21 protein-coding genes and 1 other RNA gene are annotated in these 25,501 nt (G+C 40.1%); 8 read left to right on the top strand and 14 right to left on the bottom strand.

Annotated elements, in window-relative coordinates; all coding sequences use genetic code 11:
- Positions 1–106 precede the first annotated feature (106 nt).
- The 3 genes from CGSMWGV1500E_RS02785 to CGSMWGV1500E_RS02795 all read right to left on the bottom strand — a co-directional run bounded on the left by CGSMWGV1500E_RS02785 (position 107) and on the right by CGSMWGV1500E_RS02795 (position 4,859).
- A complete protein-coding gene (locus CGSMWGV1500E_RS02785; protein WP_004128195.1) occupies positions 107–2,491 on the bottom strand; it encodes a DNA gyrase/topoisomerase IV subunit B in 2,385 nt (794 codons plus the stop codon).
- A 93-nt stretch (positions 2,492–2,584) separates the two neighbouring features.
- Positions 2,585–4,078 (bottom strand): RNA polymerase sigma factor, encoded by a 1,494-nt coding sequence (locus CGSMWGV1500E_RS02790; protein ID WP_004128192.1) that lies wholly within the window; start codon positions 4,076–4,078, stop codon positions 2,585–2,587.
- A 106-nt stretch (positions 4,079–4,184) separates the two neighbouring features.
- Positions 4,185–4,859, bottom strand: coding sequence for a hypothetical protein (locus CGSMWGV1500E_RS02795; RefSeq protein WP_230455185.1), 675 nt, complete (start codon positions 4,857–4,859; stop codon positions 4,185–4,187).
- A gap of 385 nt (positions 4,860–5,244) precedes the next feature.
- On the opposite strand from CGSMWGV1500E_RS02795, the gene CGSMWGV1500E_RS02805 reads away from it, so the two are divergent.
- The 4 genes from CGSMWGV1500E_RS02805 to CGSMWGV1500E_RS02820 are packed head-to-tail and all read left to right on the top strand — an operon-like array spanning position 5,245 to position 6,489.
- On the top strand, positions 5,245–5,490 hold the full coding sequence (locus tag CGSMWGV1500E_RS02805) for a hypothetical protein (protein WP_001813542.1): 246 nt from the start codon (positions 5,245–5,247) through the stop codon (positions 5,488–5,490).
- Positions 5,487–5,822, top strand: a complete 336-nt coding sequence (locus tag CGSMWGV1500E_RS02810) for a hypothetical protein (protein ID WP_000806926.1) — start codon at positions 5,487–5,489, stop codon at positions 5,820–5,822. Before CGSMWGV1500E_RS02805 ends, CGSMWGV1500E_RS02810 begins: the two co-directional genes overlap by 4 nt.
- 12 nt (positions 5,823–5,834) lie before the next feature.
- Positions 5,835–6,203: a hypothetical protein gene (locus CGSMWGV1500E_RS02815; RefSeq protein ID WP_000567222.1), complete on the top strand. Its 369-nt coding sequence runs from the start codon at positions 5,835–5,837 to the stop codon at positions 6,201–6,203.
- On the top strand, positions 6,190–6,489 hold the full coding sequence (locus CGSMWGV1500E_RS02820; RefSeq protein WP_001072467.1) for a DUF5960 family protein: 300 nt from the start codon (positions 6,190–6,192) through the stop codon (positions 6,487–6,489). Before CGSMWGV1500E_RS02815 ends, CGSMWGV1500E_RS02820 begins: the two co-directional genes overlap by 14 nt.
- A 117-nt stretch (positions 6,490–6,606) precedes the next feature.
- Here the strand turns inward: CGSMWGV1500E_RS02820 and msr(D) are convergent, their stop codons facing one another.
- From msr(D) to CGSMWGV1500E_RS02835, 3 genes are all read right to left on the bottom strand, one after another.
- A complete protein-coding gene (gene msr(D) / locus CGSMWGV1500E_RS02825; RefSeq protein WP_000420313.1) occupies positions 6,607–8,070 on the bottom strand; it encodes an ABC-F type ribosomal protection protein Msr(D) in 1,464 nt (487 codons plus the stop codon).
- A gap of 119 nt (positions 8,071–8,189) precedes the next feature.
- Entirely contained in the window at positions 8,190–9,407 is a 1,218-nt protein-coding gene (mef(A), locus tag CGSMWGV1500E_RS02830; protein WP_000417519.1) for a macrolide efflux MFS transporter Mef(A), read from the bottom strand.
- 385 nt (positions 9,408–9,792) lie between these two features.
- On the bottom strand, positions 9,793–9,963 hold the full coding sequence (locus tag CGSMWGV1500E_RS02835; protein WP_000873143.1) for a hypothetical protein: 171 nt from the start codon (positions 9,961–9,963) through the stop codon (positions 9,793–9,795).
- An 837-nt stretch (positions 9,964–10,800) separates the two neighbouring features.
- On the opposite strand from CGSMWGV1500E_RS02835, the gene CGSMWGV1500E_RS02840 reads away from it, so the two are divergent.
- Together CGSMWGV1500E_RS02840 and CGSMWGV1500E_RS02845 are read left to right on the top strand one after the other, a co-directional pair.
- Positions 10,801–11,907, top strand: coding sequence for a polyprenyl synthetase family protein (locus CGSMWGV1500E_RS02840; protein WP_004128151.1), 1,107 nt, complete (start codon positions 10,801–10,803; stop codon positions 11,905–11,907).
- Positions 11,908–12,014: 107 nt separating this feature from the next.
- Complete coding sequence (locus CGSMWGV1500E_RS02845) at positions 12,015–14,228, top strand: protein kinase domain-containing protein (protein WP_004128149.1); 2,214 nt, start codon at positions 12,015–12,017, stop codon at positions 14,226–14,228.
- A gap of 85 nt (positions 14,229–14,313) precedes the next feature.
- Here the strand turns inward: CGSMWGV1500E_RS02845 and CGSMWGV1500E_RS02850 are convergent, their stop codons facing one another.
- Positions 14,314–15,024 (bottom strand): lysophospholipid acyltransferase family protein, encoded by a 711-nt coding sequence (locus CGSMWGV1500E_RS02850; RefSeq protein WP_004128147.1) that lies wholly within the window; start codon positions 15,022–15,024, stop codon positions 14,314–14,316.
- 79 nt (positions 15,025–15,103) lie between these two features.
- On the opposite strand from CGSMWGV1500E_RS02850, the gene CGSMWGV1500E_RS02855 reads away from it, so the two are divergent.
- Complete coding sequence (locus CGSMWGV1500E_RS02855) at positions 15,104–15,655, top strand: hypothetical protein (RefSeq protein ID WP_004128145.1); 552 nt, start codon at positions 15,104–15,106, stop codon at positions 15,653–15,655.
- Between the two features lie 184 nt (positions 15,656–15,839).
- Here CGSMWGV1500E_RS02855 and secA read toward each other — a convergent pair whose 3' ends face one another.
- Positions 15,840–18,626, bottom strand: coding sequence for a preprotein translocase subunit SecA (secA, locus tag CGSMWGV1500E_RS02860; RefSeq protein ID WP_004128143.1), 2,787 nt, complete (start codon positions 18,624–18,626; stop codon positions 15,840–15,842).
- A gap of 217 nt (positions 18,627–18,843) precedes the next feature.
- Positions 18,844–19,515 carry a ribosome hibernation-promoting factor, HPF/YfiA family gene (gene hpf / locus CGSMWGV1500E_RS02865; protein WP_004128140.1) on the bottom strand — a complete coding sequence of 224 codons (672 nt, stop codon included), beginning with the start codon at positions 19,513–19,515 and terminating at the stop codon, positions 18,844–18,846.
- A 211-nt stretch (positions 19,516–19,726) separates the two neighbouring features.
- On the opposite strand from hpf, the gene rnpB reads away from it, so the two are divergent.
- Positions 19,727–20,100: RNase P RNA component class A (gene rnpB, locus CGSMWGV1500E_RS06185), an RNA gene on the top strand.
- On the opposite strand, the gene CGSMWGV1500E_RS02870 is transcribed toward rnpB, so the two are convergent.
- The 5 genes from CGSMWGV1500E_RS02870 to CGSMWGV1500E_RS02890 form a co-directional block, all read right to left on the bottom strand.
- Entirely contained in the window at positions 20,097–20,768 is a 672-nt protein-coding gene (locus CGSMWGV1500E_RS02870; RefSeq protein ID WP_004128137.1) for an HAD family hydrolase, read from the bottom strand. The two genes, rnpB and CGSMWGV1500E_RS02870, sit on opposite strands and share 4 nt — an antisense overlap.
- The gene (recN, locus tag CGSMWGV1500E_RS02875) at positions 20,752–22,536 is read right to left on the bottom strand and encodes a DNA repair protein RecN (protein WP_004128134.1); all 1,785 of its coding nucleotides are present in this window, start codon (positions 22,534–22,536) and stop codon (positions 20,752–20,754) included. Before recN ends, CGSMWGV1500E_RS02870 begins: the two co-directional genes overlap by 17 nt.
- Before the next feature lie 37 nt (positions 22,537–22,573).
- Positions 22,574–23,503, bottom strand: coding sequence for an NAD kinase (locus tag CGSMWGV1500E_RS02880; protein ID WP_004128130.1), 930 nt, complete (start codon positions 23,501–23,503; stop codon positions 22,574–22,576).
- Between the two features lie 81 nt (positions 23,504–23,584).
- The gene (locus tag CGSMWGV1500E_RS02885) at positions 23,585–24,388 is read right to left on the bottom strand and encodes a TlyA family RNA methyltransferase (protein ID WP_004128127.1); all 804 of its coding nucleotides are present in this window, start codon (positions 24,386–24,388) and stop codon (positions 23,585–23,587) included.
- The gene (locus CGSMWGV1500E_RS02890; RefSeq protein ID WP_004128124.1) at positions 24,385–25,497 is read right to left on the bottom strand and encodes an HAD-IIA family hydrolase; all 1,113 of its coding nucleotides are present in this window, start codon (positions 25,495–25,497) and stop codon (positions 24,385–24,387) included. Before CGSMWGV1500E_RS02890 ends, CGSMWGV1500E_RS02885 begins: the two co-directional genes overlap by 4 nt.
- Positions 25,498–25,501 lie beyond the last annotated feature (4 nt).

Genomic DNA, 25,501 nt, shown 5'->3' with positions numbered 1-25,501 from the left:
AGGAGGATTTTGTGTAAGTAATTTACGCGTAATCAATACTCGTAAGTAATTCACATGTAATTGATAATTCAGTTTCACTTATCAACAAAGTGTTTATATAGCAAAATCAGGTATCGATTTTGGAACGATCAAAGTCGTCTGCGTTATCAACAATAAACTGCTTGCGCGGAGGAACATCATCGCCCATTAGCAAATCAAATACTTCACTCGCCTGCTGAGCATCTTCCATACGAATCCTTCGAAGCATGCGAGTTCTAGGATCCATGGTTGTGTCTGCAAGCTGATCTGCATCCATCTCACCCAAGCCCTTGTAACGCTGAATATCGCTGTTAAAATCAATGCCTTTAGCTTGCAAATCATCAAGCTTTCCAGCCAATTCGTCGTCTGAATACGTGTAAATATACTCGCCCTTGCGCTTTCCAGCGAGCGCAATTCTGTGAAGAGGCGGCACTGCAGCATAAACGTGACCGTGCTCAATAAGCGGACGCATATAACGGTAGAACAGCGTTAGCAGCAAAATACGAATGTGCGCGCCGTCAACATCTGCATCGGTCATCATAACAATCTTGTTATAACGCGCTTGCGAAATATCAAAACTTGCGCCAGATCCTGCTCCAACAACCTGAATAATTGCAGCGCACTCTTTATTGGAAAGCATTTGCGCAAGACTTGCTTTTTGCACGTTCAAAATCTTACCGCGAATTGGAAGAAGCGCTTGGAAAGCAGAGTTTCGAGCAGCTTTTGCAGTACCAAGTGCAGAATCGCCCTCGACGATGAAAAGTTCTGCAACATCGTCGTTTCCAGGCTGGCAGTCGGAAAGTTTTGGCGGCATTGAAGCGGACTCAAGAGCATTCTTTCTGCGAGTAACTTCCTTAGTTTTACGCGCCTGAATACGCGCATGCATTTCGGAAACGATTTTTTCCAAAACTCTAGCAGACTGCTCTTTGAATCCTCGCTTAGAACCGGTAATCATTTCGCCAAATTGAGCGTCAGTCATTTTGGTAACGATTGGCTTAACTTGTGCGGTTCCAAGAACATCCTTAGTTTGACCTTGGAATTGAGGCTCAGCAATTCGAACCGTTACGACTGCTACCAAGCCTGCCATAATGTCGTCGCGCTCAATTTTTGTGTTGGCGTCTTTAAGATTTACTTTAAGCTTTCTAGCATTATCTTCCACGGCTTTACGAATCTGCTTAGTTAATCCCTGCATAAAGCCGTCAACGTGCATGCCTCCGCCAGGAGTTTCAACAACGTTTACGAAACTAATAATCGTTGAATCGTAGCCGTTTACCCAGCGCATTGCAATGTCAACACCGCATTTTCGAGTTACTTGCTGCGCGTGTAAATCTCCTGCAGAATCAACGGCTTGCGTTTCTTCTACATACGTATCTTCGCCAGAAATGCGCCAAATATCGGATACTGCTTCACCTTTTGAAAGAAAATCAACGAAATCTTTAACGCCACCATTATGCAAAAACTCAATCACGCGAGGGTGATGCTTATTTTGCATTGAGTTAGCAGACTCAGCATTTGCAATAGATTGTGCTGTTGATTCTTCAGATTCAGAATTTTCAATCGCTATATTTTCAGTCTCATCTTCAGACTTATCTTCATCTTCTAATGTTGTTTCAGATTCTAATTCTTCAAATTCAGCCACAGAGTCATCGCTATTATCAGACTGATTTTCAAGAAGATTATTTTCTGTAACATCATTTTCTGCAACATTATCTTCAGGAGAATCAATTTCTTCAATATTTGCAGATTCACCTTCAGGAACATGCTCGTCAATAACAGTAATCTTTAAGCCAGGAACTAGGAAACTTGTTTGACGCACGCGAGCAATAAGCTGCTCATAGCTAAAATGAGCAGTAGAATTGAAGATTTCTGGATCCGCCCAATAGCGTACACGAGTTCCGGTAGTTTTTGGCGAAACAGTGCCAATAATTTCAAGCTCAGTAGGCTTATTTTTGCGCGTGCGCTTAAACGGAGATGCTGGAGATGGATGCTCCGGATCCGCATCGCTATAAACACCAGGATGTCCTTGATGGAACGCCATATGATGCGTTTTACCGTCTCTATCAACTTCAACATCCAAACGCAAACTTAAAGCGTTTACAACAGAAGAACCAACGCCATGCAAACCGCCTGCAGCATTATAAGACGCGTTACCAAACTTTGCTCCAGCGTGAAGCTTAGTTAAAACGACTTCAACACCAGTGAGCTTTGTTTTAGGCTCAACATCTACTGGAATACCGCGGCCGTTATCTGCAACTTCAATAGAACCATCATCGTGAAGAGTAACAACAATATGGTCACAAGCTCCAGCCAAAGCCTCGTCAACCGCATTGTCAATAATCTCCCAGAGGCAATGCATTAATCCTTGGCTGTCTGTAGTGCCAATATACATTCCTGGACGCTTTCTTACAGCATCCAAGCCTTCTAGCACTGTCAAACTGTCGGCATCATATTGCTCTTGCTCTTTAGAGACCACTTCTACCCCTTATATAAGCTAACTATTAAGCAATAAGTGTCGCATCTTAACTAAAGTAGAAACACGACACTTTTGCAATATAACGTTACAAAATCACTGATCTAAGAAGTCACGCAAAGTTTGCGATCTAGAAGGATGACGCAACTTAGACATTGTCTTGGACTCAATCTGGCGAATACGCTCACGAGTAACGCCATAAACGCGACCAATATCATCCAAAGTCTTAGGCTGACCATCTTCCAAACCGTAACGCATTTTAATAACACCAGCCTCCCGAGGAGCTAATGTCTCAAGAACCTGCCTGAACTGCTCTTGCAGAAGAGAGAATGCTACAGCATCAGATGGTGCTATTGCGTCAGTATCCTCAATCAAATCTCCGAACTCAGAATCGCCATCTTCACCCAAAGGTGTATGCAAAGAAATAGGCTCACGCCCATACTTTTGTACTTCTTGCACCTTTTCAACTGGCATATCAAGCTCGCGCGCAAGCTCATCTGGCGTAGGCTCGCGACCTAAATCTTGAAGCATTTGACGCTGAACTCTAGAAAGCTTATTAATAACTTCCACCATATGCACTGGAACTCGAATTGTACGAGCCTGATCTGCCATAGCGCGAGTGATTGCTTGGCGAATCCACCATGTTGCGTAAGTGGAGAACTTAAAGCCCTTCTTCCAATCGAACTTTTCTACAGCTCGAATTAAACCAAGATTACCTTCCTGAATCAAATCAAGGAAAAGCATTCCGCGACCGGTATAGCGCTTAGCAAGAGAAACAACAAGACGCAAGTTTGCTTCCAAAAGATGATCTTTAGCTTTCTTACCGTCTGCCGCAGCCCACTTAAGTTCGCGCTTGCGCTTAAATTCCATACTGTCAATCTCGGTATCCAGTAAATGCTGAGCGTACAAGCCAGCCTCAATACGTTCCGACAAATCAACTTCCTGCTCAGCGTTCAGCAAGCTCACGCGGCCAATCTGCTTCAAATAATCCTTAACAGGGTCAGCAGTAGCTCCTGTAGCAATAACTCGGCGCTTAGGATTTCCGGAAGGAGTTAGATTATCGTCATCATCGTCATCTCGAACAATAAATGCGCCCTTAGCCTGTGGAACTTGAGGAACATCATGCTTATGTTGATCATTGTCTTCAACATCTTCAAGATCATCTACATCATCTTCAAGATCGCTATCAACATCTCCAAGATCATCAACATCAGATATATCTTCCGGATGAATATCATCCAAATCTTCCAAATTCATTTGATCCTCATCGTCAAGATGAGCATCGTCTAATGAATCGTCAATAGCTAATGAATCACCATCTTCTATAGCATCATTTTGAGCATTATCGATACTGTTATCACTATTGTTGCGAACTTCTGCTTCAACTTCAGATTCGACTTCGCTCAAACCTAACTCAGTATCAGTTTGATTTTCAACTACTTTTTTTGAACGAGAACTACGCGTTTTACTAGCAGTAGACGAAGTGCGAGCGTGACTTTGTCGTGCAGTACTTGTTTTACGTGCTTTTACAGGCTTATTACCATCTTGCTCTTCGCTCTGATCAGCTGATGATTCAACTTCGCTCGTCAAACTGTTCCTCCTGTAGTATCCCCTTGCAGCGCATATAGGCATAGTTCAAGCAAGGGCAAGTTTTACCTTAAGTAGTAAACCATTTAAGCACGACGATTATTCCCCCTTATTTTTCTTGCGGCGTGGCGCATTCTGATATCCAGGCTGGTTCAAGCTTATTTTCATAAGCTCCTTCAACAATTTTTGCCATTGTACAATCACTATCTATACTCAATGCTCGCTCAGTATATTTTTTAACGTTACCTAGCCTAAACCACCAGCTAATATAGGCTAAAAGTGCGTAAATTTGCACTGTTAGCTCCGGTATACTTTGTGTAGCAAATGCCATAACTTGTAACACTCTGCATGCTGTTATTGCTCTTTTTATATTCGGCTTTTTGCTTGTTTGAATAAACTTAGCTTCTAAAAATTGACGCAATCTATCTGACACCATAGGCGTGTGCGGATACCATGCGAATTCTGCTAAAGCATTGTCGTCATACCATTCTTGATTCTCATCTAAAATAGATATAAGCATTGCGTCGCGGACGTTAATATTGTGGAACATTCCAATAGCAAGATTTACTAAATCATATCCAAACATTTTCTTGTCGTGCAGAAACATGTCGCACCATCGTACGAAAGCAACACATGCAGTATTTCTAACAGCGCTTTCTTTACCGTTTATATTCGCGTTTTGAATAAAAGATTTTGAAACTGTTGGAATCCAATGCTGTATGCCTTTAACCCATTGAGAATTTTCATCGCAATTAAAATACGCATATTCTTTTGGGAATGTCATAAAGAAGCTACATTCTTTCGAAGGATATATTTTTCCTTCAATGTCCGAAATCTCTTGCCCAGCAAAACTATTAAAATCATCCAATCCAATAAAATCTATTGAATCATCGCAAAGATTAGCGCTTTCACCATAAACTTCCAATATGTGCTGAGAGCTTTCTTCTATACTAATAGACGAAAGGGTGTGAAAATGATTTTTAAATGATACTGTGGAACGGAACAGTAGCCCTAGTATTGACTACTGTCGTTTCTATTCATATTGGCTATTCTAGGACTGAGATGAAAAAATCTATAAATGCTCAGAATAAAATTGAACCCGCAAATCTCCCCAAAACAATGGTGAGTCATGTACTTGTATTATTCCGAAAAAATACACCTCTGGTGCAGTGAGACAAATTGGTGTATCTTATAGTGGCTTCGTAGATGAAAGCTATACTCTACTATCACTCTTTGATGATGTAGAACAAATTGAAAAAGATAATAGACTTCAGACAGCTATTGATGTTGTCAGAGAACAGTTTGGTTTTTTAGCCATACAAAAAGGAACCGTCCTAACTGAAGGTTCCAGAAATATTGAACGCAGTAAACTTATCGGTGGTCATTCCGCGGGTGGATTGGAGGGATTAAAATGAAACAAGAAAAAAATACAGTACAATTTTCAGAAATCCGTAGCAAAGGATGTAATGATATTGAAATGCTTGAAAGATTTTTACATGGAATCGTTGAAACAGCAACTTCAAAACTTCGTCAGAGAAAACTCAAAACAACTGAAATATCGATACGACTAGTACATGCTAAATCTGAAAACCGATTACCATTGGAATTTACATTTAGCATTAAGCCAACAAGCTCATCTGTGATAATCTATACTGAGGTAATCAATCGCTTTAAAGAATGTTACACAGGTGGGGGAATTCAAGGTTTTACGATTCAATTTGATAAAAATACCCTTGCCTCTGCATAGAAAGGATTTGATATGATTGACCGTTCATATTTACCATTTCAATCAGCAAGAGAGTACCAGGATACAAAGATGCAAAAATGGATGGGCTTTTTCCTATCTGAACATGCATCAGCACTCTCTGATGATACAAACAAAGTAACGTACATGTCTGACTTATCACTAGAGAAGAAATTATTACTCCTCAGTCAAGTATACGCCGGGCAGCTACGCACACGCATTCAAGTGATTGAAAAAAACAAGCGTGTTTCCTACACTGGAACAATACCAAGTCTGACCAAAGATTTCATTTTGATAAAAACTACAACAGGTCACATCAATTTGAAATTAAAAGACATTATTAGTATTGAACTTGTCGAGGAGGTGCTCTATGAATCAGCTTGAGTTTCAGCGTAATCACCTACAAATGGACTATTATAGCGAGAGCTACCAAGATTTTGAACGTGACTTCTACCGCTACTCTAACATGAATATTCCATTGACCTTCCTAACTGATGATATCCTAAAAACAATGGCGACTTCACGTAAGAATTACTTTGTCCTCAATAAGGAAAAGTCCAGAGATAACCGCGATCACTTCTTCATATTTGAAGTAAGTACCGTAGATGAGAATCCGCTAATCTATCATTATACATATAAGAAAACTACAATATATTTAGCAGAAAAATAGGAGCAGTTCAATTGACTGTTCCTATTTTTAATATTCATAAAATCTAAAGTCTTTATACTCTTTAACAATGGAGTCGCCAACCAGAACAGACTATACTGACCAGCGACTACCTTAAATTTAATGTTTCAGATTTATTTTCTTATCTCTAATTTCATAAACTACATCTGCTACATTTTCGAGTAATCGTTTATCGTGGGTGATAAACACGATAGTTCCGGTGTACTCCTTCATTAGTATTTCCAAAGCCTCTAAACTTGGTATGTCAAGGAAGTTACTGGGTTCATCCATTATTAGGATGTTATATCTACCCATGAGCATTTTAGCAAGCAACAATTTTATAATTTCTCCACCGCTTAAAACAGATAAACTTTTTCCAATATCGTTCTGTTTGAACCCCATAGATGCTAGCACTGAACGAATTTCTGATATATTGTAGTCACAATCCTTCTGCATAAACTCCATAACATTCTGATTACTGTTGTACTTGTAACCATTCTGTGCAAAGTAACCTATTTTTGCCTTAGGCGAAATAGAAATTCCTTCTTCATGGTTTAAGATCATTTGGATTAAAGTTGTTTTTCCGATTCCATTACCACCAGTTAACGCCACTTTTGCTCCTAACGGAATTTGAAAAGATGCATTTTCAAACAGAGCCTTATCCCCAAATACTTTATTAATTTCTGCACCGACTATAGGGTATGGATTATGGAGCTCCAATGCTTTACTTTGCCTGAAACGAATTCTGCGAATGCCTTCCGGAGCTTCTACTTTTCCTAAGGCCGCAATCCTGTGCTCTAGGGTTTTAGCAGCATTATACATCTTTTTTTCCTTACTTCCTATTGATTTTTGATGAGCTAAACGCCCTCCGTCTTCAGTACTTTTTTTCTTTGAAGAACCTTTTGCCTTCTGTTCTATTTTACGAGCCTGTTTTCGCTTTTCCTCCGCAGCCCTTTCCAATCGGGCACGTTCCGCAATAAATTGTTCGTATTCTGCAGCTTGGCTCTTACGTTCTTCCTCTTTCTGACGAAGATAATCAGAATAGTTTCCCCAATACTCAGTGATTTTGCCATCTTTCAGTTCCCATATTTTATCTACTATTTCATCAAGAAAATAGCGGTCATGGCTAATAACTAACAGTGCACCTGTAAAATATTTTAGCTGTCCTATTAGAAAATCAATTCCTTCACGGTCTAAATGGCTCGTAGGTTCATCCGCTAAAATACCATGAACCTGTGCCGATAAGGCCTGTGCTATTTTAAGCCTTGTTTCTTCACCACCGCTCATAGTCTGTATATTTAATTGCTCAACACCTAGCTTGCCTACAAGTGCAAAATCTTTTTCCTCCTGCAGAGTTACTTCGTCCAACTGGGGAATATAGGCAAGTTCACCCAGACGATTCATTTTACATCCTGGGGGAGTTAATTCTCCTAAAAGTACCCTGAGTAAAGTGCTTTTTCCAGCACCATTTGCTCCTACTAAACCAATACGGTCATAATCATATACTTCTAATTCATTTATATCTAAAACATCGCGTCCTTTGAATTCCACACGAATGTCTTTTGCTTTTAATATTAATTCCATAACATTTCCTCCTGTCTATAATCGCATGCTTTCATTTGCTTGTATGCAGGGAAAACCCTGCGATTTTAGCAGGAAGAGTTACATGAAAATAAGATACATAAATATTCCTCCAATATTGTTTATTTTAAATCTAATTTTCTAACCTCAGTTATCATTTGGCAAACTATAGCAATGCCAATAATTAAAATACCTGATAGTAAAAACCAATGATTTACACCGATTTTATCAGCAAAGAATCCAGAAAGAATTAACCCAATTGGCATAGCAAGTGACATGATACTTCCGATCAAAGAAAATACACGTCCTAAATATTCAGGCTTAATTTTCTCCTGAAAAAGAGCTGTTTGCACACCGCTATAAAATGGCACCGAAAGCCCCATTATTGCACAGCAAACTACGAATATTACAAATCCATTTGGAGGAAGTATTCCCGAAACGGCTAAACTGGTCCCCATTATAAAAAATGAACTTGTTATTAGTAATACATGCTTTTCGAAGCCCCCTAATCTTCCTAATAATAAGCCTCCTGCTAGCATCCCAAATGCAAAGGAAATTTCCGTAATAGAAATATGCACAGGCGTTCCATTAAAGTGTTCCATGCTTATTAAAGGAAATAGTGCATTGATTGGCATATAAACAAAAGTATATAGTGTTCCTAAGAGTAATAAGGCAAACAATCCTTTGTTTTGTCTCAGAACCACAACTCCTTCTTTCATCTCCCTTATGAAATTTGGTTCTAAACTTTGCACTTGATTACCCAGCTTAGGTATACGTACAATTGCTACCGTAATAGATGCAATCACAGCACCCAATACGTCGATGGCAATAATAGCATTTAAATCCCAAACGGAGTATAAGAGTGCTGCAACTGCCGGACTAACAATATAGCTTATAGACTGCAAAGACTGACTATAGCCTGCGCATTTCGTTAGCTGTTCTTCTGGTACTAAAAGTGGTGTAACCGCATTGAGTGCTGGGGTATGAAAAGCTGTTCCAATGCTACGGATAAACAATACTATCATAATCATCCAGACAGGTAGCTCCATACAGAATGCAACAATAGCAAGCACTGCACCAGCTGCTGCGATAATTAAATCGGCACCAATCATTATCTTCTTCCTATCATGACGATCCACTAGCACACCAATGGCAGGTCCCAAAATCGCATAGGGTAAAAAACCTACTAATGAAGCCATAGACAAGACCATCGCAGATCCTGTTTTTTCTGTAAGGTAAAAAATAATCGCCATTTGCAGGATGGCACTAGTGATTAATGATACTGCTTGCCCTGCCCATATTGCATAAAATTTTCGTTTCCAATTGTTGTATTTTTCCATTTATATTATCTCCTGCATATTATTTTGCTTGAATTTCTATTTTGAATAGCATTCTAGGCAATAAAAAATGCAGGCCAAACCCCACAATGTGGCTTTTGGTCTGCATACATACAATTTGGAAACATTCATATTAAAGACATAGTTAAATAAAGGTATAGTTAAATAACCAATATCCTCACCGTAACTAATGAATGCTCAATATCGTATAAATAAGCACAACAAAAAAGCCTATCATCGGGTATAGATTCTGCTTTTTTTATTGCCAGCTTATCTTAAACGCATTGAGGCTGTCATAGTTTCGGTTCCTCCTACATCTTTGTTTATATCAATTTATAGTATAACACAACAAGATGATATGTTCAATATAAAAGTTATGGAATGAGACTCATACTTCCAATTCGATGCCAGATTTAAAGGATATGACGAAGTTTTCTTCATAGACTGTAACGCTCTGGATTATCTTCCTTAGTAGCAAGCGATTAGCTTTCACAAAATCTTCTGTTTGTAGTTTTAAAAATTCATCAGGATTTTCTAACTCAACCTCAAAATATTTCATTTTACATTCCCTCATTTCATTTATTGATAAATTGAGTTTGCAAAAAAGAGTGGACAATTTTTGTCTACTCTTAACCTTTAAAATAGTTTTTTTTTAATCGATTTGAAGTTGCCTAAATTATTACTTATTCGGTAAAATGAAGTATTGCTTTCAACAGATTTCCTTCAACTACACTTCACTTGATTCAAACAAGGTGGGTACATTTCTATTCCCACAAACTCCTTGTCAATGGAAACAAACACGTACCCACAGGGTAAATGGAAATAGAAACTGATAATTTCTAGCTATCACTTCTACTCATTCCAAAAATTTTCTCACTCTGATACTTACCCACCATAAAGCAAAAAGCCTTGCAATCAAGGCTTTCATTATCCCTTTCGTTCAAAGGTTTCTAAGCTTTTACGAGCAGAGCGACACACTCAGCGGTTCGCTATCTCCGTTCTGTCTGCGTGCTAGCACTTGTCAATCACGGACAGCTTCGCATGGGCGGAAGTAAATGCTAATCTTCGTCGTTTTACTCCTTGACTAGCAAACTTACCGCCTCAACATGCTTTGAGTATCAAAATCATCAATGCAACTATGAGAAATCTTCTCTTCTAAATCAATACCTGCTACTGCCATAATAATTACTCCCCTTCATTAATACGTATTGCACATATATTTGCTCATAATTTTTTATTACTAAATCAAGTTTTACGAGCGTAATTCTTGATATGTGTAAGTTTCTCAATATGCGAAATAGTATTCAATAAAAAACGATTGCAACGGTTAGAAGCTCATTAAATCGTACAAACTATTGTGTTTTACTTGTTCAGCCCTGTGGATAACTTTCATAATATGAGCACTTTAACGGACGATACTTGCAATCTTGCTGCTATTGAATCTCGAATTGCGTATTTAATTTCGCAACAATTTTGCACAAGCGCCGAAAATAATCTTTCTTCAACCTGTAAAACAACGTTACAGCAGGTAATAAAGCAAGCTATCGTTTCTAGCGAAGGCGGTAAGCGTCTTAGAGCTCTACTTACTATAAGTGCTTATAATGCTGCTTCTAGCGAAAAAGCCACGAATAAGCTTCAAGATAAAGCTTTATTTGATATTGCTTGTGCTTTAGAAGTATTTCAAACCGCAGCATTAATTCATGACGACATTATTGACAAGTCAGCTTTAAGACGTGGAAAACCGAGTGCATATTGTGCATTAAGTTCTGTGTGTAACAACAAGCACATAGGATCAGGGCTTGGCCTTATGCTTGGTGATTTGCTTGCTACAGAAAGCTTTGATATTACTAGAAATTCGGCGAAATATTTTACTTATAGTGAAGAATTACTTCAAGCTTTTGCTTCAATGCAACGAAATGTGGGTATTGGTCAAGTTTTGGATTTGTCTATTGAAATGATGCAACTTGATAATCCATCTGAGCTTGCACAATCTTCTCTTAATGTGTTTAGGTGGAAAACAGCAAGTTATACGACTATTGCTCCTTTAACACTTGGTTTTCTTGCTGCATCAATGAATCCAGACGATGCTTATAATCTTGCTAATTCTATTGGAGACCCTCTTGGCATCGCTTTCCAGCTTGCTGACGATTTGCTTGACATTGTTTCAGATAGCAAGCTTACAGGGAAACCTATTGGTGGAGATATTCGCGAAGGAAAACGTGCTGTACTGCTTGCAGACGCGTTGCAATACGGCAGTAATCAAGAAAAAGAAATACTAACTAAAGCTTATACAAGCGAAGAACGCGGTGAAAGCGACGTTGAAAAAATAATACAAATCTACCATACTTCGGGAGCTATTGAACGTTCAAAACAACGTATTATGAATCTTTGGCAGAAGTCAAATAATTCAATTGATGAAAGTCCTCTAAGTGGCAGCGGTAAAGCAATACTTCACAATATAAGCGAACGCTTTATACCTGAAGCATGGCGTAATGTACAATAGTATTTGAGTGTAACTATCGAAAGCAACCATACTTACTACGTTACTTGTAAAATCATACGTAGGCTTGTAAATAGTAAGCAAGGTTTACGCGTATAAGGATTGTGACAATGGATGAAGCTACTCAGGTTCAGCCTGGAATGTGCATTGAAAATCGCTATCGTATTGTGCGTAAAATTGCTCAAGGTGGTATGGCTACGGTGTACCAGGCGCAGGATGAGCGTCTCGATAGGCCTGTCGCAATTAAAATAATGCACACTCAGCTTGCTCAAGGAGTGCATCGTCAGCAGTTTATTGCTAGATTCCGCAGAGAAGCAACTTCTGCAGCAGCTATAGCAAACCCGCATATTGTTCAAGTTTATGACACTGGCGAATACGACGGTCTTGATTATCTTGTTATGGAGTATGTGCACGGCGTTAATTTGCGCTACGAAATGAACATGCAAGGCACTTTTAGTGTTCGTGACACCTTACGCTTGTTGGCTGAAACTTTAGACGGTCTTGCTTCCGCACACCAAGCTGGAGTCGTGCATAGAGATATTAAGCCTGAAAATATTCTGATTAATGATCGCGGTCACGTGCAGATTACTGATTTTGGCTTGGCTCGCGCAATATCCCAAGCAACTCTTTCTTCTACCGGATTATTGCTTGGAACGGCTGCTTATCTTGCTCCAGAACTTATTGAGAACAATCTTGCAACGCCTCAAGGTGATTTATATTCTGCTGGAATGATGGCATGGGAAATGCTTGCGGGACGAGTTCCTTTTACTGCAGACAATCCTGTAACACTAGTGTTTAAGCATGTTCACGAAAACACTCCTTCAATAAGCACAGCGTGCCCAGATATTAACGAAAAAGTTGCGCAATTTATATCTAAGCTTACTGCGCGCGATATGAACGATCGACCAGATAATGCTATCGAAGCATTAACGCAATTGCGAAATCTTTCAAAACAATTAAGTGCTGAAGACTGGCAATATAAAATTGATGCTGTTAAGGAAGAGCAAGATTCCGACTCATTATCTCCTCTAGATAATCTGCGCCTTACAGATATTGATAAGTCTGATAGCGATAATAAAACTAAAGATTATAAGTATTCTCAAGATTCAGATGATTCTACAAGCGATTTAGATGCTACTCAAGCAATAAGCACTGCCGCTGTAAAATCTGAAGAAAATACTAACTCTGATTCTCCAAGCAATCCGCTTGAAGAATTTGACGACAGCAATATGCCAACTATTGCAATTGATTCACACGAACTTAATCGCAATAAGACTTCTATAAATCCACTAATTCCAACATTGCATCCTGCAAGTTTTAATTCAGACTCTAAAAAAGATTCCTCTTCTAAAAAGCGAGTAATTGCTATTGCAGGAGGAAGTGTAATTGCAGTGCTAGTTCTTGGTGCTATTGGAAGCTTCTGGTACTTCCTAGGCCCTGGCAGCTACTGGACGCTTCCTAAACCGGATGATCTTCGATGCGCAAATCAAGCAGCTTGCAAAGTTAAAGATATTAGTTGGCAAGAATATGAGCATACTTTGAAGGTTGCTGGAATTCCTTACACTGTTTCCAGAGACTACAGTGATGATGTTGATTCAGGGAAAGTTCTTGCCACTGTGCCTGATGTTGTTGGAAGTCACATTAGTAAGCACTCGAATAGTAAGCTTCGTATTATACTTTCGCGAGGTATTAAAAAAGCTACAATTCCGTCTGATATTACTAATCCAAAAACTCGTAATGGTAAGAAACCATTGCAAGCACTTCGTAAAGCTGGATTTACTCATATTATTCATCGAACTTCACTCGACGTTTACTCTCTTGAAATCCCAGAAGGAAGCGTTGTTGATATTACTCCTAAACCGGGCACGCGCATGAATCACAATGAGGAAGTTAGTTTGCTTCTTTCTAAAGGACCTATGCCTGTTCAAATGCCGGATATTGTTAATCACACTAAGGATGATGCTGACGTTGCTCTTAGCGGCGCTAAATTAGACGTAAAGTACGAAGAGGAAAATAGCGATACTGTTGCAAAAGGTAGGATTATTAGCGCTTCGGTTGACGCTGGCACTCAAATGCACTGGGGAGACAGCGTAAAAGTTGTTGTTTCAAAAGGACCTAAATCTGTTACCTTACCAAATGTTTGCGGCAAAAACACTGCAGAAGCTCGTAGGATTATTGAAAGCCTTGGTCTACAGGTTAAAATATCGGCTCCTCTTGGAGATTATATGCATGTAGTTAGGTTCCAATCTCCTGGAGCTGGTAGCGAAGTTCCTTTGAAGGATTCACACGGCAATCCTTCTGTTATTACTCTTACAGTAATCTAAGATACAGTTAACTTACTGTATCTGCCATCTTCACTGGTTCTTTGCTTACAGCTTTCCAACTGTTACTAACTTGTATTAGTGCACGTTATTGCTTATTAGCCTGATTATCTTTTGCAGCTTGACGCATTCGTTCTTTTACAGTTTGAGCATATTCGTCAACGTACTCTTGACCGCTCATCTGTTGAATTGCTTTCGTTATTTGATCAGTAATTTCACGAAGACGCTCGTGAGTAATATCACTTTCGTCTTTTACACGCTCTACTTGAATAGGCTCACCATAGATTGCCTGCGTTTTGCCTTTGGCAGGAATTATCTGACCTTGAACCTGCAAATCTCTTGTGCCAATAATTGCCACAGGAATGATTGGACATCCAGTTTCAAGAGCAAGACGAGCAGCACCAGTATGACCTCGATACAGTTTTCCGTCTGGGCTTCTTGTGCCCTCAATATGAATGCCGAAAAGCTGACCTTTTTCTATAATTTCACGAGCATGATTTAGAGCACCGAGAGATTTTGAACCACCAGAACGATCAACTGGGAACACACCAACGGAAGTAAACCACCACTTCTTAAAACGTCCCTTTAATCCTTTACCTTCAAAATATTCGGCTTTACCCATAAAGTGAATCATACGCGGGCAAGTTAAAGGAAGTAGAGCATCGTCAATAACAGCAAGATGATTTGCTGCAATAATTGCTCCACCTTTTTTAGGAACATTATGAACGCCTTTTGCTGATGGATGAATCCTCATGCGGGCAATACCCCCAAGACCCTTCACGAAGAACCAGTACAACATAGCTTATCCTTTCTGCAAGCAAGCAGACACCCGCTAATTTGCGCACCAAGAATCAGGCACACTTGCTAGAGTATAATTCATGACTTCTTCTAAGGATACCAACGACCCTCACCGTTACGGAAAAGGAATGTCACAATCATCAAATAATGACGATGCAAAGAATAGTAAAAATTTCGAAGATGATTGGCTGAATTTTATTGCGGATCATTCGGATGATTTAAAGGATATTTCTAATTCTCGCGATGCAAAAAGTTTTGAAAAGCATGCTAAGAAGAAAGAGAATGCACATAATTTTTATTTGATTGCAAAAAATAGTAGCGGACCACGCGACAATACTCGCTCAAGTTGGCTTGACGTAGATACGACTATGGACGAGTATGGCGATGATTTTGTGCCTCCTAATCCAAAGTTGGAAGATATTTCTCCAGTTACATTTGTTTTATGGACTGTTTTTGCTGTTGGTATTGCTGGTATTATTTTGAGTGCTTTTATTCCATCGCTCGCAACTATTGTTGGAATTATAAGCGCAATATTCATACTTTTAGGCGGATTAGGGATCTTTTTAAGCCGTAAAAAACCAGATCCTTATAAAGAAGATTATAGAGATTATGGGCATGGAGCTAGAGTCTAACAAAAGCATAAAAAACATGTCTGCAAAATAAACGCTTTATAGATTGCATAAAAGTATTGTGAATAAAAAAAGTAGAAGGCCAATACAAAACGTATGTAGCCTTCTACTTTACTTTTAGCTTATTTATTTTTATTTTATTTTTCTAAGCTTAAATTTTCACTTAAAGTTCTAGTTTAAGTTTTGCTTAGTTTTCAGCTTCATTCTGTCCATGGCAAAGCTTGTACTTACGTCCAGAACCGCATGGGCATTCATCATTCTTGTTAGTTCCTGGGAACGTACGACCATCAGACCAAGGGGTCTTCCACTCTTCGTTCTTTGGTCGCATGCTTAACGGAACATCGCCTTCAGCATGGCTCAAAGGTGCAGGTCCAACAATTCCAGATGGCTGATCTTGAGAATCAACTTCTGCTTCTGCCTGAGCAACATCCTCATCGATAGAAGAATCAGAAGAAGTATCTTCTGTAGAAGCAACCTGCTCAAGATTAATGTGGAACAGAAGCTGCACACTTTCTTCCTTGATTGCTTCAATCATGGAGTTGTACATCTGATAGCCTTCACGCTGATACTCAACAAGAGGATCGCGCTGGCCCATGCCGCGAAGACCAATACCATCCTTCAAGTAGTCCATCTCATAAAGATGTTCACGCCACTTGCGATCAAGCACAGCCAGCACAACACGACGCTCAATCTGACGAATTGCGTCAGATCCAATGCGCTTTTCAAAGATATCGTAGAAATTGTTTACGTTATCAACAATCAAATCTCGCAAAGCAATAACAGCTTTTTCACCTTTAAGCTTAGAAATTGTTTCACGAACCTGATCCCAATCGAGAATAACAGGCATAACTGCTAACAAAGCGTTTTGCAAGCCGTCCAAATCCCAGTTCTTTGGCTTATCAGAACCGTTCATTGCGCCACGAACATAGCTTTCCACAGTGTCACTGATGAACTTCAAGATGTCCTCATGAATATCTTCACCCTTAAGAACCATCTGACGTTCTGCATAGATAACAGTACGCTGCTTATTCATAACATCGTCATACTTCAAAACGTTCTTACGCATTTCAAAGTTACGAGCTTCAACAGTCTTCTGCGCCGTGCGCACACCGTTAGAAACATACTTAGATTCGATTGGTTCGCCCTCTGGCAATCCCTTAGCCATAACACGAGCAACAAGCTGAGTGTTGAATAGGCGCATCAAATCATCTTCCAAGCTTAAGTAGAAGCGGGACTCACCAGGATCACCCTGACGACCAGAACGGCCTCGAAGCTGATTATCAATACGGCGAGATTCGTGACGCTCAGTACCAAGCACATACAAGCCACCAAGCTTCTTAACTTCTTCGTGCTCGTCCTTAACCTGCTCTTTAACTTCGGCTAAAACGCCTGGCCAACGCTTCTCATACTCTTCAGGAGTATCGTCTGGAGAATATCCTTCAGCCTTCAACTTAGCGTCTGCAAGGAACTCAACATTGCCGCCGAGCATAATATCAGTACCACGGCCTGCCATGTTAGTAGCAACAGTTACAGCACCCTTACGGCCTGCAACAGCAACAACAGCAGCTTCCTTAGCATTCTGCTTAGCATTCAAAACCTGGTGAGGAATGCGAGCAACATCAAGAAGCGAAGAAAGAATTTCTGAAGATTCAACAGAAGCAGTACCAAGCAATACTGGCTGACCCTTTGCATGACGTTCTGCAACATCGCGCACAATAGCAGTAAGCTTTTCTTTCTTAGTGCGGAAGATTAAATCATCCTTATCCATACGAATAACTGGACGATTAGAAGGAATTGGAAGAACACCAAGCTTATATGTTCCCATAAATTCTGCAGCTTCAGTTTCTGCAGTACCAGTCATACCAGCAAGCTTGTCGTACATGCGGAAGTAGTTTTGCAAAGTAATCGTAGCAAAAGTCTGATTTTCTGCCTTAACTTCCACGTTTTCCTTAGCTTCAATAGCCTGATGCAAGCCTTCGCTGTAACGACGTCCTGGAAGAACACGACCAGTATGCTCGTCGACAATCAAAACCTCACCATTAGTAACCACATAATCGCGGTCAAGAAGGAAGAGTTCCTTAGCTTTAAGAGCATTGTTCAAATAACCAATAAGAGCAGTATTAGCTGGCTCGTAAAGGTTATCAATACCCAAGTAATCCTCAATCTTAGCAATACCAGAATCGAGAATACCTGCAGTTTTCTTCTTTTCGTCAATCTCGTAATCAGCATCGCGATTAAGCTTCAAAACAAGCTTTGCAAACTCGCGATACCAGTGAGTTACGTCGCCTTCAGCAGGACCGGAAATGATCAATGGTGTACGAGCTTCATCAATAAGAATAGAATCAACCTCATCGACAATAGCATAGTGGTGACCGCGCTGCACAAGCTCGCTCTTTTCCCACGCCATGTTATCGCGCAAGTAATCGAAACCAAACTCGTTGTTAGTGCCGTAAGTAATATCAGCGTTGTATTGCTTACGACGCTCAGGTGGCTGCTGATCGGTAATAATGCAGCCAACACTCATGCCGAGGAATCGGTAAATACGACCCATAAGCTCACTCTGGTAGCTTGCAAGGTAGTCGTTAACTGTAACAACGTGAACGCCCTTGCCTTCCAAAGCATTCAAATAGCTTGGCAAAGTTGCAACAAGTGTTTTACCTTCACCAGTTTTCATTTCTGCGATATTGCCCCAATGCAATGCCGCACCGCCCATAAGCTGAACATCGAAGTGACGCTGGCCAAGCGTACGCTTTGAAACCTCTCTAACAGTAGCGAAGGCTTCAGGCATCAAATCATCCAGTTTTGCACCATTATCTAAGCGCTGCTTAAATTTAGCGGTTTGACCCTTCAATTCTTCATCGGAAAGCGCAGAAATTTCATCTTCCAACGCATTCACAGCCTTGGCAACGTTCTCAAGGCGCTTTAACTGACGGCCTTCACCCATACGCAAGGCTTTATCGACGATATCTACCACGTTTTGCTCCCTTAGGTCATGTCTATGAAGACGGCCTAGCCAACATAGACGTAAACTGTGCCTATATTACGCGACGGCAGCGATTTTTATAAGCACGCGAGTCGGTGTAACAAATAAAATGCCCGCCTAGCCATCTAGCCGACGGGCATTTTGTTAATCTAACTTAATTTTTACAAACTCCTAAATACTTTTATTAATTTTCGTAATTATTTTATTATTACTTTTTCTTAGCAACATTTTCAGGCGTATCAATCTCAAACACACCATAGCTCCATCCATGCCTACGATACACAACAGATGGTCGCATTGTTTCTTTATTAACAAACAGGAAGAAATCGTGACCAATTAATTCCATCTCGTACAAAGCTTCATCAATGCTCATAGGCTCTGCAATATGAAGCTTGCGTCGAATAACAATAGGCGTGTCACCAACGCTAACTTCTACAGACTCACCAGGGCCTAAATCAGAAGCAACAGCTGCATCCGCACTATTGGCAACATCCTCACTAGGCTCCTCAATTTTCATGTCAATTTCTGGCTCAACAGCGCCCATATCAACAGGAACCATTTCCGTGTATCCGCGGCGATGATCCTTGCGGCGATCACGCGTGCGGCGCAAACGTAGCGTCAACTTATCTAGAGCCATGTCAAGAGCACTGTACTGATCAGTGCTAGAAGCTTCTGCGCGAATCACGGTGCTACCTGCAACAACAGTAATTTCAACTCGCTTTGCAGTATCTGCCTGCCTTGGATTACCTTCATGAGTCAACACAATTTGAACGCGCTGCGCATCAGGAGCAATAGCGGTTACGCGATTCATCTTACTTTCTACAACGTCACGGAACCTTTGATTAATCTGCGTATGACGACCAGTAATGACGATTTCCATGCGAAACCTCCCCATATAGATTCGAACCTAAGTTCGATTTGTATCAGCCGACTGCCACGATGCCGTCGGTGCTTCTATTATATCTGCTAAATCAATAAGAAACTAGCAAGTTATTAAATTTAAGCAAAAAAATTTCATAATTATTTCGAAAATTTACGCAAAACAACTAATTTTTTACGATATGAACAATATCTGCTATACTTGGGAAGGTTGAGGTTTCACGATGGCCGCGGTCACAATGTTCATTCGGAGTGACTGAGGAACTTCCGGGCTCCACAGAGCACAATGGCGGATAACGTCCGCCCAGGGCGACCTGAGAGATAGCGCAACAGAGAATAGACCGCCCGAACGTTTCGTTTGGGTAAGGGTGAAACGGCGGTGTAAGAGACCACCGGACTTCTGGTAACAGTTAGTCGCATGGCAAGCCTCATTGGGAGCAAGGTCAAGCAGAAGACGCTTAAAGGCTGCTCGCCTGAGTCTTCGGGTAGACTGCTAGAGTTTGGCGGTAACGTCAAATCGAGATGGATGGCCATCCGTGTGCACTTGTGTACGCGACAAAACCCGGGGTATGTGAAACCTCATCAACTTTTTGGAGCATCATCGAAGTTGGAAAATACTTCTAAGCATTTCCTAAATGGCAAGTCTAAATCATTTTTTGAGCACGATTCATCTACAACACCATATGTTTTCATTCCAGCTTGTTGAGCAGAATTTAGCGCAGTTGCAGAATCTTCAAAAACTGCACAATCTTTTGTAGCAACCTTAAGAGTTTCTGCTATATCAACATAAGTTTTATAACTGTGTTTTCCTTCTTTAGATAAATCTTCCCCAAATTGCAAAAAATCAAAACAATCTAAAATATTAAGCCTTCTTAACGCAGGCTGGCATAAAGTTTTGGAAAGAGTTGTAATAAGAAACATCTTTACTTTTTTAGAACGCAAGTATTTAACGTAGTCGTAAGCTCCCTTTCTAAGAGGAAGATGATTAGCATAAGCGTCAAACGCCATATCCGACCACTCCTTCATTAGTTCTTCAGGAGATTCACTAAAACCGTAATGTTCAATAACATAATCTGCAATTTGGCGAGGATTCATAGCTGCTGTAGTATTTGCAAAAATATCCGGAACATTTAAGCCGCGTTTTGCAAAACTCTTTTTATCAATATCATCCCAAACTCCAAGAGAATCAATAAGAGTTCCGTCAAAATCAAAAATCGCAGCCTTAAAAAACGAATTATTATTCTGCAGCGTCATCAATTATCTTTCTACTCGTTTCCAACAATTCATGCGCATGTTCAAGCGAAGTTTTAGAGTTACTTCCAGCAAGCATACGAGCGATTTCCATCTCACGAGATTTACCTTCGAGTAGATTAACAGTAGTATCCGCTTCTTGACTTTCAAAATCACCATTATTAACAGGTGAAATATTTTTTTGCACAGCATATTGAGCATCAGCAAAAGAGGCCACTTGAGGCAAATGCGTAACAACAATCACTTGCGAATGTTTAGCAAGTTTAGCCAAACGCTTTCCTAGTTCAACTGCAGCAGCGCCACCAACTCCTGCATCAACTTCGTCAAAAATAAAAGTCATGTTTTTATCATCATGCTCACGCATTCTTGCAACAACAAGTTCCATTGCAAGCATCAGCCTACTTAGCTCACCGCCAGAAGCACTTTTGCCCATTGGTAAATCTGGCGAAGCTGGAAATGGTCTAAAAAGAAACTCAATATCGTCAATGCCGTTTGAATCGAGATAAACTAAACCATCTTGATTCTCACTTCTAGAATTTACTCGAACATTTAATTGAGCGCCATCCATTGCTAAAGAAGATAGCTCATTACTAACATCATCACTAAGCTTTTTAGCTGCTTTCACACGAGTGGCAGATAATTTCTTGGCTAAATCAAAAGCTTCATCGTAACGCTTATTACAAGCGGCCCTAGCGCGCTCAATAGCTTCTGGAGAATCATCTAAATCTTCAAGTTCAAACTGAGCTTTTTGCGCCCAATTAAGAACATCATCTAAAGTTGGCCCCCATCTGCGCGTAAGCTCACTAAGATCATGTATTCTTGCATTTAAAGAATCTAAATCTTCCTCACTCGCATCAAAATCAATCTGCTGAGCAAGCTGCATTACAATATCGTCCAGTTGCGCATGAATATCATCAAGTTGTTGAGCGAGTTTACTAAATGAATTATCAACTCTAATATTTTGCAATGCTTGAGCAGCCTGATCAATAAGCGTTCTTGCGTCTAAAGATGACGATGAAGCACTATAGTCGATTTGACTAACGTCAAGCGATGATAAAGCTGTGCTCACAGCGTTAATAATTTGCGCAGAATTTTCAATGCGCTCGCGCTTTGCACGCAATTCTTCATCTTCATTATGTTTTGGATCTACTTGTTTTATTTGGGCTAAAGACTCTCTCAAATAGTCAGCTCTCTGACGAGCGGAAGATTCTTGGTTTTCAAGACGATTACACGCTTCTTGAGCATCTTTTAAAGCTTGATAAGCTTGAAAATATTTATTAGCTAATTCACTATTCTTTGCCACTAAATCTAATATTTCACGCTGTTTTGCGCTAGTTGCTATGCGTAATTGATCACTTTGACCGTGAATTGTGACCATTTGTGAGCATACGTCTTCAAGCAAAGTTTTTGGAACAGCGAATCCAGATATTGTTGCTCTTGAGCGGCCCTGTTTAGGAACAGTTCTTGCAACATACATATCTGACTTTGTTTCATCAATTTCTGAAGTTTCAAGCTCAATGCCAGCTTGATTAACAGTTTCTTCCACTTCGCTTGATTTTGGGATGCTAAATACGCCTTGCACCCACGTTTCTTTAGCATTTGGCGAAATTCTAGCAGAATCTGATTTCGAACCAGAGATAAGTTTTATGGCACTTAAAAGCATTGATTTTCCAGCGCCAGTTTCACCTGTAATCGCAGTCATTCGTAAAGAAGGAGTAATAAGCGCGTGTGAAATTGGCCCAAGATTGCGTATTTCTAATTCTTCAAGCACACTATACCTCGTTTTTACTGCTATTAGTTAAGTAGGATTATTTACGGTTTGACTGATTACTGTTATGTTCTCGCCAACCAACTACTGGTAAATCAAATTTTGTAACCAAACGCTTAGTAAAAGGCGCTCCAGAAAGTCTAGCCAGCAAAAGCTCATCTTTAGACTGTCGAACTTGAATCCTTGATCCTTGAGGAAGAGCGCGCTGACGCCTGCCATCGCAACAAATCCAGCCACCCGAAGAAGATTCTTCAAGAATATCAATCGTAAAAGTAGATCCTGAGCCAATAATAAGCGGACGAGCAAAAAGCGCGTGAGCAGCTAAAGGAACTAATTGCAGAGCTTCAACATTTGGCCACATAATTGAGCCACCTGCAGAAAACGCATAAGCTGTTGAACCAGTAGGAGTTGAAACTATTACACCATCACAGCCAAAAGATGACATTTCAACATCATCTACTCGTATTGAAAGCTCTACCATTCGCCCACGATCTGCACGATCAAGCGTAATATCATTCAAAGCCCAGTCTCTTAAAGGCTCACTTTCGCCTGGAAGCCATACGTCAACATGGGCTTCCATACGTCGATCGATTGAATAATCCTTATTTGCGATTCTTCTAATTGCTTCATCAATTTGGAAGCTTTCGAATTCTGCCAAAAAACCAACGTGACCAAGATTTATTCCAATAATTGGCACGGTAGTGCAATGCACTAACTCTGCAGCCTGAAGCATGGTGCCATCTCCCCCAAGCACCACAACAATTTCAGTATGCTCATCAACTAAATTAGTAGGCGTTTTAGAAAAGTCAGAAACGGCAGCACTGTGAAAAACATCAACTAGAAAACCCGCTTGAGTAAGCTGTGAAGTAACTTGATTTACTACAGCACTGTGGCTATCAAGTCTCGCATGAGTTACTACAAGAGCGCGTCGAGGCGCAGAAGCAGTATTTTCATCGAAATGTTGCTGCATCACAAATACCCTTCGTACTGTTTTCAAATAACAGTACTATTGTAATTCTTCTACGTATATTAGGCGTAAGTATTTGTATTATCAGCCTTCAAAATGCGCATAAAGCAAATATTCTACGTTTCCGTGAGTGCCTTCAATAGGAGATTTTACTGTTGAAACAATCGTCAAATTATTATCTTTAGCACAATTTTCAACATTTTCTAACGCTTTAAGACGCAAAGATTCGTCTGTTACTATTCCACCTTTTCCAAGATTTCCTTTTCCAACCTCAAACTGAGGTTTAACAAGTAAAACAACATCTGCATTATGCTCAGCAATGCGCGCAATTACTGGAATAACGAATGTTAAAGAAATAAAAGAAACATCCGAAACTATCAGATTAGGTTTATACGGCAAATCTTCTTCGTAAACGTTACGAATATTTACTCCGCTCATTTCGATTACTCTAGTATTATTCGCAATTTTAGGATTAAGCTGCCCATGACCAACATCGAGAGCAATAATATGCTCAACTCCTCTTTGTAAAAGCACGTCGCAAAATCCGCCTGTTGACGCACCAATATCTAATGCTCTAGTTGACTTGGAAGTAGATAAACCGTATTTAGAAAACGCTTCAAAAGCTCCTTCTAGCTTAAGAGCTCCGCGAGAAACATATTTAACAAAAGAGCTTACGCCTTCTAATTTAGAAATAACTATTTCTTCTGAATCCTCTACAAGAAAAGAAGATTTTTTAATAGTTTTATTATTTACGCTTACAGCACCATTTTGAATTAAACGCTTAGCTATTGTTCTACTTTCTGCTAATCCTCTGACAACAAGAGCACAATCCAAACGTTTATGTGAAGAAGAGTTTACAAAAATTCGCAAATCTTCATTAAAACTCATAATGAAAACTCCGGAAGAGTATAGTTTTCAAGAGATTCACCATTATCTTGCAAACTCCATGTCAACGCGCATGCAGCCCTCAAAGCATTGCAATCATTAAGATTATTCACTTCAATAATACGATTATCAGTAAGCTCAGCTTTTGCACTTTCGCAAATAAAAGTATGCTCGTCCACTCTCTCTGGGCAGTTATGGGACTCGTTAAGTCCTCGCAAATCTTTAGAAACAAAGCTTGGTCGCAAATGCTCCGGCGCAAGCATAAGCATTCTAGGATTCGTAACTCCAGTAAGAACAAGCAAAGACTCGTAGCCTCCCCTTGTTCCGGCTTCAATATCAGTATCTAAACGGTCTCCTACAGCAAGAGATTTAGAAATACTTATTACAGGATTTCCAAACTCGTCTTTTTCAGTATATTGTTCGTGCTCTGACTCAAATTTAGTTTTTACATGTTCAGCATTTGCTGCAACAAGCAGTCGAGCCTCGTCATACATTGCAGATTCAGGTTTTCCAGCAGACGAAATAGGCTCAACTCCTGTAGCATTAATAACAGCCTGAATCATTGAGCCGCATCCAGGAGCTATTCCAAGTTCGCGAGGAATTGTTAAATCACGATTTGTAACAAAATATTTAGCTCCGTGCTCTACAGCAAAAGAAACTTCTGCCATTTCTTGCCAAGTCATCTGAGGATACCAGCCTTGAATAACAGCTTGCGGATCATCTTTGCAAGAATCTACAGGCTGTAAACCTACACGCTTAACTTCCTCAAGCAAATGCTCAGCACCAAGAACTAGAACACGAGCACCTGGCTCAACATGACGCGCAACCATGCGAGCCGCAACAACAGATGAAGTAATAATCTGCCATGGTTTTACACTCAGACCAAAACTTTCCAATTGTTTAGCAACAACAGTTTGAAAACGAGAAGAATTATTTGTTGTGTATTCAATAAACATTCCGCGTTTTTGAGCGGACTCAATCGATTCAGCAGCATACTCAACAGAATTTCCGCCTCTATAAACAACACCATCCAAATCAAGCAAAGCTAAGCTAAAAGCTTCACTTAAAGGACGAGTACTTGCAGAAAAATTCTTTCTCGTTTCAAGTTGCATAAAA

Source organism: Gardnerella vaginalis 1500E (assembly GCF_000263595.1).
GTDB classification, from domain to species: Bacteria; Actinomycetota; Actinomycetes; order Actinomycetales; family Bifidobacteriaceae; genus Bifidobacterium; species Bifidobacterium vaginale_E.
This window is presented reverse-complemented; position numbering and strand designations above follow the sequence as displayed.

Excerpts from the sequence above, each read along its gene's own strand:
- CGSMWGV1500E_RS02820 (WP_001072467.1), top strand. The coding sequence starts at position 6,190 with ATGAATCAGCTTGAGTTTCAGCGTAATCACCTACAAATGGACTATTAT.
- CGSMWGV1500E_RS02815 (WP_000567222.1), top strand. The coding sequence starts at position 5,835 with ATGATTGACCGTTCATATTTACCATTTCAATCAGCAAGAGAGTACCAG.
- hpf (WP_004128140.1), bottom strand. The coding sequence starts at position 19,515 with ATGGAAATCGTCATTACTGGTCGTCATACGCAGATTAATCAAAGGTTC.
- CGSMWGV1500E_RS02840 (WP_004128151.1), top strand. The coding sequence starts at position 10,801 with ATGAGCACTTTAACGGACGATACTTGCAATCTTGCTGCTATTGAATCT.
- CGSMWGV1500E_RS02835 (WP_000873143.1), bottom strand. The coding sequence starts at position 9,963 with ATGAAATATTTTGAGGTTGAGTTAGAAAATCCTGATGAATTTTTAAAA.
- CGSMWGV1500E_RS02795 (WP_230455185.1), bottom strand. The coding sequence starts at position 4,859 with ATGACATTCCCAAAAGAATATGCGTATTTTAATTGCGATGAAAATTCT.
- CGSMWGV1500E_RS02850 (WP_004128147.1), bottom strand. The coding sequence starts at position 15,024 with ATGTTGTACTGGTTCTTCGTGAAGGGTCTTGGGGGTATTGCCCGCATG.
- CGSMWGV1500E_RS02810 (WP_000806926.1), top strand. The coding sequence starts at position 5,487 with ATGAAACAAGAAAAAAATACAGTACAATTTTCAGAAATCCGTAGCAAA.
- CGSMWGV1500E_RS02855 (WP_004128145.1), top strand. The coding sequence starts at position 15,104 with ATGACTTCTTCTAAGGATACCAACGACCCTCACCGTTACGGAAAAGGA.
- CGSMWGV1500E_RS02885 (WP_004128127.1), bottom strand. The coding sequence starts at position 24,388 with ATGAGTTTTAATGAAGATTTGCGAATTTTTGTAAACTCTTCTTCACAT.
- CGSMWGV1500E_RS02870 (WP_004128137.1), bottom strand. The coding sequence starts at position 20,768 with ATGACGCTGCAGAATAATAATTCGTTTTTTAAGGCTGCGATTTTTGAT.
- CGSMWGV1500E_RS02880 (WP_004128130.1), bottom strand. The coding sequence starts at position 23,503 with ATGCAGCAACATTTCGATGAAAATACTGCTTCTGCGCCTCGACGCGCT.
- CGSMWGV1500E_RS02845 (WP_004128149.1), top strand. The coding sequence starts at position 12,015 with ATGGATGAAGCTACTCAGGTTCAGCCTGGAATGTGCATTGAAAATCGC.
- CGSMWGV1500E_RS02890 (WP_004128124.1), bottom strand. The coding sequence starts at position 25,497 with ATGCAACTTGAAACGAGAAAGAATTTTTCTGCAAGTACTCGTCCTTTA.